Here is a 4,349-nt window from a genome sequence, read left to right as displayed (position 1 = left end):
TTTAACGAGAAGTGAGCCTTGAACTCCTTGCTCGCACTGTTCTCCTTGTAGAGTACCTTGAACCAGTAGTCGGTCGATGGCAGCGGGTGCCCGTTCATCGTTCCGTCCCATCCCGTACCAGCAGGGCTGATCTGTTTCAGAAGCTTGCCGTAGCGGTCAAAGATGTAGATCGCAGCCTCCGGCTGGTTTGCCAGCCCGATGATGTTCCACGTGTCATTATACCCGTCGGCATTAGGAGTAAAGTACTTCGGATAGTCGATTACCGACACCTTGACAGGCGTGGAATCAGTACAGCCCCCGTTGTTCTTGTCCCTAACATATACCGTATGCTCGCCCGCAGATACCGGGGCAAACACGTTACTGTCCTGCCACGGGCCTTCATCAAGCCTGAACTCATAGTCCCCAAGGCTCGTAGGATCGACTACCACGGTGATCGTGGCATTGTCCGTGAAGGCATTGGTCACCGTAATATCGGTGATGATAGCCGCAGAGGTAGCCGTAACGATGGCCGGCTCAGACGGCTCTGACACGCAGCCCGTAGCAATGTTGGTAGCCGTTACCGTATAGCTTCCCTGCTCGTCCACCACAAGGGTAGCGCCCGTATCGGGAAGCACCCCTCCGTCCTTGGTCCACACGTAGGTGTACAGCGCAGGGTTCGCCCCGTTGTCCGTATTGGCAGTAAGGGTAAAGGTATTCAGAGGGTCAAGCGTCACCGGGTCCACACAGAAGAATCCTCCCGTAAGGGTTACCTCCGGCAGCTTATTCACCGTCAGCTGGATGCTGGCAATAGCCGGACAGCCGGTCATCGATGTCCTGTTGATTACCAATGCATAGATCATCCTTGTACCCGTATGGTAAGGGTTAAGGTTCGTGATTGCCTGAGGGTTGGTCGATGCCGTACCCAGGTTACCGTCTGCCTGTGCCTTGGCCAGGTCCTCATAGTAGTGTACCGTAAAGTTACCTACAGGCTGGGTGCCCAATACCGTAGCATCAAACGAGGTAAGGTCGAAGTCCGTCTGCCCGTCGTTGGTACCGTCCGTGTCGCACTTGGTAATAAGCGCCGGGTCCGTCACCGGATTGGCAACGGCAGGCTCGTCAACGATTAGGCTGAACGTGCCCACGCTCACGCATTTCGTTGTCTTGTTCTCTACCCTAACCCAGACGGTCTCAGGGTTGGTCGCGTTAGGGTAGCTGTCCGGAAGCTGGGTTCCCGCTACTCCCGCATCGGCATCTATCTGGCTATGGTAGTACGTGAAGGTATAGTCCGCAGGGTTGAGCCCCGATGCGATTACACTGATATTGTGGCTGCTAAGCGTGAAGGTATGCGTAGCACCCCCAACGCAGGCCGTATAGTCCGGTATAGGGCTGGCCAGCGCCGGAAGCGGATGCACGATAAGCTTAAGCTCCACTATCTGGTAGCATTTCTTTGCCGCCGGGCTGCCCGCATTCGTGGTCATCAGGACGTATATCGTTCCGGTAGGTCCGTCATAGTCCGTAGGGTCGGCAATCGCGTTAGGGTATGTCGTGCCCTGGTTGCCGTCCGCTTCTGCCTGGCCGCGGCTAGTATAGTAGTAGAACGCTACACTCGCAGGGTTCGTATTGTTTCTAATATAGGTCTCGCGTATCGTAAGGTCGACCCCTTCGGCTATCCCGTCCCCTGGCGTGCCGTTGTCGCAGGCCTCGATGTCCTGGGGATCCGTCCTAGGGTTGGGAAGCGGCTCTACCCTGATGGTAAGGGTCGTCCTGCTCTCGCACGTGGTAGCAGTATTGGTAATCACCACGTTCAGGGTCTGAACTCCTGGATTCTGGTTCGTATAGGCATTGGCAGGATCAATAAGCGTACCGCCAAGCGTATAGAACGCAACGGTATACCCTGGAAGGTTGCCTGTAAGGTTTCCGATCTGCGTGGTAAGGTCGAACACCGTGTATCCGTCATTCGGAAGGGCCTCATCGCAGAGCGAGTATTCTACCGGAGCGAAGGATAGTGACGGGTTGATCACGACCTTGAAGCTGCCGGTCTTGTAGCATCCTGTAGCAGTATTGGTAACCCTCACCCAGATAATCTGCCCGTTGGTAGCCAGATAGCTCGCAGGGGTGGTGATGGCTCCGCCAAGGCCCGCATCCGCATCCGCCTGTAGCGTATAGAAGCGTACCGTATAGCTACCGCCCGGAACCTGTGCATCCAGAAGGTCCTGTTCTGCATGGCCCTGGAGGTCTACCCTCATCATACCGTCCGCATTCGTGTCGCACACCACAAGGTCGTCGATAGCCGCAGGAACTACCGGAACAGGGTTTACGATCAGCTGCAGCGGCTCCACGGAGTAGCACAGCGTAGTCCTGTCCGTGGCACGGATCCAGATGGTTCCCGAAGCCAGGTTGCTGTATGGGCTTACGTAAGGGAACACCCCGTCCTCAGCATTCTGCTCCGTCTCGTGGAAGGTAACGTCATAAGGCGCACCTCCCGTGATACCTGGAATAAGCGCATCCAGGTCGAACTGTTCTGTACCGTTGCCGTCAGGGTCGCAGGCCGTAGGAACTACCGCAGGAACGGTAATCAGCGGACGCTGCTGTACCCTTAGGGTAAGTGTCGTCTGGGAGAAGCAGCCTGTGGCCGTGTTGGTCACACCCACAACGATCGTCTGCACCGTAGGTACAGCGTTCGGGTAGGCCAGCGGAAGCTCCGTGCCGGCCGCAAGGGCAGCATTGTCAAAATAGTATTTAACCTCCATGCCAGGTACCGAGGTAACCTGTTGCCTGTGCGCGCCAAGGTCGAACACCTCGTAGCCGTCACCGCTAGGATCGTCGCAAAGGGTGTATTCGGGAAGGGGCACGGCAACCACAGGGTTAGGGTTTACCTTAAGCTCCAGGGGAACCGCCTTGAAGCAGCCCTTAGGCGTGGATACCCTGACCCAGATTGTCTGGCTGTAGGCCGTAGTGTTATTGTAGTTGAACACAGGAAGCGCGGGCCTTGTAGGGACTGCTGCCTTCGCATCGGTTTCAAATTCGTAGTATTCGAAGGTATAGGTATCCCTAGGGTCAAGACCCAGGAGCATGTCAGCCTCCCTAAGGCTTATGTCCGGGAAGGTCGCAAAGCCGTCAGCAGTCGCGTCGTCACAGACCTCGATCGGGTTTGGAGAGGTAGGCTGCGGCGTGCGGTTCACGATCAGGCGAAGCTGCGTGAACGAAGGGCACTGGCTTCCGCCCGGCTCCTCAACCCTTACCCACATGATATATGGGGCATCCTCAGGGAAGGCCGTAGTAAGGTTGCCGTATAGGGGACCTTTTGGGAAATGGTTGTTGCGTGCGTTCGCCTCGGTCTCATGGTAGCTCACGATAAGCGTCGACGGGCCGCCCGTAATCTCAAGGTCCTTGTCCCTGAGGTTGAATACCGCAATACCGTCATTATTGTCGTCGCACACCTCAAGTGGCGTTGGGTTGAATATTATAGGCGCAGCGATAGGGTTCACCGTGACGCTGCCCGTAAGGGTAGCGCTGCAGAAGGGTGCAGTGCCCGTGGTTACCGCCGTGGTAAGGGTAAAGGTCGTCGGTACCGTTATAAGGTGGGTCGTATACGGTGCATAGCCGGCCCCGTCAAGGGTGACGCTGCCCGTGCCCCCTGCCCCGCCCGTCCAGGTAAAGCTTACCGTGGCTCCCGGGGTTCCCGTGAATTCCAAAAGCGCAGTGCTGTTGGAGCACACGTTTGCCGGGCCGGTGAAGCTCGCCGCAGGGAGCGCCTTTACCGAAACGGTCGCCTGCAGGTTCAGCGCCTTGGTGCATGGCACCGCACCGGCAGTGGTCACGCTCAGTAGCCTGTAGGTCTCCGGAGCCGTAAGGGCGCCCGTGTTGATCGCCAGCCTTCCGGCCGCATCAAGCGTGCCCGGTATAGGCGTGCCCGTTCCTACGGAATAGGTCACCGAGCCGTTTGCAGGGCCGGTTATCACGATAGTCGTGCCCGTGCCGTGGCATACCGTAGCGTCGGTAGCCGTGATCGTGCCCGTAGGGAGCGGCGTCACCGTGACGGTGGCGCTGCCGGTAAGGGTTGTCGTACATGGTGTCGCCCCGGTGGTGGACACGCTCACCAGGTCGTATGTCGTGGTGGCCGTAAGGGCCTGCGTCAGGACGTAGTCCCCAAGGGCCGGGTTCCCAGCGTTAGGCGTCGTAAGCTGCGCGGTGCGCGGGGCACCGCCGTTTATCGTATAGGTAACCTGAGAATTCAATGTTCCGCTAATCGTTACCGTACCGTTGCCGCCCTCGCAGATTACCGGTGTAGAGGTCGATATCGTAGCAACTGGGGCATCCGTTACCTCGATTGTAACACTGCCTGAAGCTGGCTGTACGCAGAATGGGGC

At 57.7% G+C, this 4,349-nt stretch carries 1 protein-coding gene; it reads right to left on the bottom strand.

Features of this window, described 5'->3' with window-relative positions:
* A partial coding sequence (locus ABH942_RS16595) for a T9SS type B sorting domain-containing protein (protein WP_370033948.1) occupies window positions 1-3,914 on the bottom strand: 3,914 nt, incomplete at its 3' end.
* Between the last annotated feature and the right edge of the window lie 435 nt (window positions 3,915-4,349).

It is taken from the genome of Flavobacterium sp. 28YEA47A, from assembly GCF_041262125.1.
Classification (GTDB): Bacteria; Bacteroidota; Bacteroidia; order Flavobacteriales; family Flavobacteriaceae; genus Flavobacterium.
The sequence above is the reverse complement of the archived record's forward strand: the minus strand, read 5'-3'. Positions and strand labels throughout refer to the sequence as shown.